A 4,889-nucleotide genomic window follows, 5' to 3' on the forward strand; every position below is an offset into this window, starting at 1 on the left:
TGGCAATCGTACAAAACAGACGGATCTTCAACTGAATTTAAAAATATTCCAACTGGAATTCCATATTCTCTTAAGGATCAAGAAAAAGACATGGGACGCACTCCTGTGCCATACGGAATTGCTGGATGGTTAAACAATGGAAACAGCGTTGCTCTTTACGACAAATTTGATATTTGGGTTATTGATTTAAACGGAAACACAAAACCATATTCCCTAACTCAGGAATTTGGTAGAAAAAACAATGTTGTATTACGTTTATACGGTTCTGAATTCGGAGGAAATCTTACTGGTAAAACACTTACTTTAAGAGGTTTTGATACTAAAACAAAATCAGAAGGTGTTTATGTTTTAAAGAACAACAAAATCACTGTTTTGGCTAGTAATCCGAATTATGATATTAAAATTCAAGCTTTTGCAGGAAATCAATCCAATTATCTTTTTACAAAAGAAAGCGCTTCTACTTTCCCAGATTTATGGTGGGCAAATGAGAATTTCAAGAGTCAAAAAAGACTAACTGATATTAATCCACAGCAGTCTGAATACAATTGGATGAAAACAAAACTGCTTCGTTGGAAAAACTTTGATGGTACGGAAGGCGAAGGAATTTTATATGTTCCTCAAAATTACGATGCTTCTAAAACCTATCCAGTAATTGTTCATTTCTATGAAAAACACACACATGAAATGAATCATTATCCAATGCCGGAAATGAGTACTTCAAACATCAATATTCCGACTTTCTTAAGCAGAGGTTATTTGGTATTTATGCCAGATGTAAATTATACTTACAACAGCCCTGGAAACAGCGCATATAATGCTGTTGTGAGCGGAACACAGTATTTAATTGATCAGAAAATCTCAGAAAAAGGCAAAATCGGAATTCAAGGACATAGTTTTGGTGGTTATGAAACTTCATACATTATTACTAAAACGCCAATTTATACTTGTGCAATTGTAGGTTCTGGAGTGAGTAATTTTACTTCAAACTATTTGAATTATCGTGTAAATGGTATTTCGAATATGTTCAAATACGAAGCAGATCAATACCGTATGAAAGGTTCTATGTATGAATATCCAAAAGAATACGTAGACAACTCTCCTATTTTCAATGCTAACAAAGTGACTACTCCTGCTCTAATTTTCCATAATGACAAAGACGGAGCTGTTCCTTTCGATCAAGGCATGGGATTATTCTTTGCTTTAAGAAGATTAGGAAAAGAAGCTTGGCTGGTAAATTACAAAACGGAAAATCATACACTAGACAGAGCCGTTAATCAAAAAGATTGGACACAGAAAATGCTACAGTATTTTGATTTCTATTTAAAAGGTGCTTCACGCCCTGACTGGATGTAGTTTTATCTAACACATAGAAACATAGAATTTTAAACCTAAAAAAAGAGCAAAAAACAAATCTAGATTTGAACACATAGAACTATGTGAATTTAAATAAGTGAAATGCCTTTTTTAGACAAAGAAAAGCTATGATTCTATGTGTTGAAAATATAGCCACAGATTAAAAGATTAAAAAGATTTAAATAAATCTGCGTAATCTGCGAGAGAAAAAAATAAGCCACGAATTTCACTAATTCACACAAATTAAAATTCGAGAAAATTTGTGCAATTAGTAGCAAAAAACAAACACACAAACTATATAAGTAAACTGTTATTTGAAGGTTTCTTTTGAGACCTTCAAATCAACAGCAGGGACTTCTTATACTTTTTTCAAACTAAAATTCAATCAAAAAAGAACAATAATTATCAAAATGAAAACAAAATTAATTCTAGCGCATTTCTTGATTCTGGGTTTATCTCAGGTTTCGGCGCAGTTTAAAACTACATTTCCGTTGCCAAAAGAAGTTGCACACGGAACGCTTCCAAACGGAATGCAGTATTTTATTATGCACAACGAATGGCCAAACGACAGAGCCGATTTCTATTTTGTGCAAAACGTGGGAGCTATTTTAGAAAATGACGATCAAGACGGATTAGCGCATTTCTTAGAGCACATGGCTTTTAACGGAACAGAGCATTTTAAAGGAAAAGGAGTCATCAATATGTTGGAAAAACAAGGAGTTTCTTTCGGAAAAGATATTAATGCTTACACCGCTTACGATGAAACGGTTTACAACATCAGCAATGTTCCTTCACAAAACAAAACTTTATTGGATTCTTGCATGTATGTATTGCACGATTGGTCGGGTTCTTTGCTTTTGGCAGACAACGAAATTGATGCCGAAAGAGGTGTAATTCGCGAAGAATGGCGCACAAGAAGAAACGCTGATTACAGAGCGGGAGAAAAAATCGATAAAGTCGTATTTGACGGTTCAAAATATGCAAAACGAAATGTAATTGGAGATTTGAATGTCATCAATAATTTCAAATATCAAGTACTTAGGGATTATTATAAAAAATGGTATCAACCGCAAAATCAGGCTGTCGTAATCGTAGGGGACATCGACGTCACTTTAATCGAAAAAAGGGTTAAAGAGATTTTCGGTTCGATACCAAAACCTAAGAAAATCAACAAAAGAGAATACGAAAAAATTCCGTTTCATAAAGAAAACCGTTATGTTCTGGCAACTGACAAAGAATTACAGCGTTCTGGAATTTCACTTTCGTATACCAAATCAAAACCTTTAGTTCAGGATCAGGCTGAAATGACCAAAAGCATGCAGGAAAATCTGGCAATACAAATGATGAATACACGTTTTAACGAATACATCATCAATAACGAAACGGCAGGTTTGGCATTCGGAATTTCAAATGATAATCTTTCGAGATTGGACAGTAAATTTTCATTGCACATTACTCCGAAAAAAGGAAAATTCATCGAAGCTTTTACAGAAGCTTACAGAGAATTTGAAAGAGCGATGCAAAACGGATTCACGCAACAGGAATTAGACCGTTTGAAAACTAAAATGCGTACCAATTACGACAATCGTTTGGCAAATAAAGATAAAATTGGAAATGCTTATTGGGCAGAGCAATTGCAACTTTATTTCTTAGAATCTAATCCAGTTTTTTCCGTTGAAGGCGAACACGAATGGATCAATACTTTCTTAAACAATGTTACTTTAGCACAGGTAAATACAGCTTTTAAAGCTTTAAACCCGAAAGATAATTTAGTGTTATCGGTTTCGGCTCCTGAAGATGCTACAACAAAATTTCCTGAAGCAAATGAGTATTGGAATGCCATTAAAACCATTTCAAACTCCAAATTAGAACCTTACAAAGAAGAAGAATTAACCGCTTCTCTAGTAAAAGAAGATTTGAAAGAAAAACCAATTGCAAAAACAGAAGACATTAAACTATTCGCGAATGCGAAAAAATATACTTTGGCAAATGGTGCAAAAGTGATTGTTTACCCAACTACTTTAAGCAAGGATCAAATTTTATTTTCGGCTTACAGCGCGGGAGGAAATTCTTTGGCAGATTGGAAAGACCTTCCATCGGCTCAAATTGCATCGGCTGTGGCATCGTATTCTGGTTTGGGCGATTATAAATTTACCGATTTAAAGAAGAAACTGACTGGTAAAACAGCCAATGTGAGTCCGTATATTGGAGGTTTGTACGAAGGTTTTAACGGAAGCAGTAACAAGGAATCTTTGACAACTTTATTGCAACTTACTTATTTGTATTTCCAACATCCGAGGTTTGACAACAGTACTTTCGACAAAATAAAAGAGCAATATCAAAATAAATTAAACAATGCTCCAAACAGCAACGAAAAGGCTTTAAACGATACTATTTCGAACCTAAACACCAATTACAGCAAACGTAACTGGCTTTTAACGCAGGATTTTATCAATTCATTTTATTTGAATAAAGCTAAAAAATTCTATACCGAACGTTTCTCAAATGCAGGTGATTTTACGTTTTTGTTCGTCGGAAACATTTCAGATCAGGATATCGCTTTGATCAATATGTATTTAGGAAATCTTCCATCAACACAAAAAGCAGAAAATTATGTCGATCATAAGATTTTTATGAAAGAAGGAAAAACAGAAAAAACGATTTTCAGATCAATGGATACGCCAAAAACAACGGTTTATCTTCATTTAGAAAACAAAGAGGTTGCGTATAACAAAAAGAACAAAATCTTAAGTTATATGTTGTCTGAGTGGCTGACAAAACGCTATTTGGAAACGATTCGTGAAGAAGAAGGCGGTAGTTATGGTGTTCAGGTTGGAACGAATATATCACAACTCCCTACTCCATTATTTTCTTTAGAAATTAACTTCGATTGTAATCCTGATAAAGCAGATGCTTTGGTGAAAATTGTACATGCCGAACTTGCGAGAGTACAAACCGAAAACATTACTGCCAATATGCTGGAAGACATCAAACAATCTATTCTAAAAAATAATCAGGAACAGATTAAACAAAATAGTTATTGGTTGGGTGCTCTAAACTCTTATGTTCGTGATAACGAAGAGCCACTAAACACTGAACTTCTTAAAACAACTCTAAGCGCGATAACGGCAAAAGATTTAAAAGAATTCATTGTGAATGCTTTAAAGAAATCTAACAGCGTGCAAGTGCTTATGAAAGCAAAGTAAGAATCTCTTATAAACCTTATTCCAGATTCTGGTTTATAACGTTCTTATCGATTTTTTTATTTTTTATTTTAATTAGTTTTTAAAGGCTGTCCAAAAGACAGCCTTTATTATTTTAGAAATTTAATTGCAACACATAGAAACATAAATTTTATATCTAAAAAAGATCCTCAAAAGAGAAATTTATTTCTCAAACATAGTTCGCTATGTTTGTTTAAACAAATGAAATGCCTTTTTTAAAGTTTTCTAAACTATGTTTCTATGTGTTTAGAAAATTTTACTCAACATTTTAAATAATAAAAAACTACTTATATTTGAAGGAACTAAATTTCC

Annotated in this window: 2 protein-coding genes; both read left to right on the forward strand. The window is 33.4% G+C overall.

All coding sequences use genetic code 11. The annotated features are described in order from the left end of the window. Positions 1-1,353 (forward strand): alpha/beta hydrolase family protein (locus VGE71_RS16710; RefSeq protein ID WP_331139331.1); only part of this gene is annotated, 1,353 nt, incomplete at its 5' end. A gap of 410 nt (positions 1,354-1,763) precedes the next feature. Next, complete coding sequence (locus VGE71_RS16715; RefSeq protein ID WP_331139332.1) at positions 1,764-4,559, forward strand: insulinase family protein; 2,796 nt, start codon at positions 1,764-1,766, stop codon at positions 4,557-4,559. Positions 4,560-4,889: the final 330 nt, after the last annotated feature.

The sequence above is a fragment of the Flavobacterium sp. genome, from assembly GCF_036405015.1.
Classification (GTDB): Bacteria; Bacteroidota; Bacteroidia; order Flavobacteriales; family Flavobacteriaceae; genus Flavobacterium.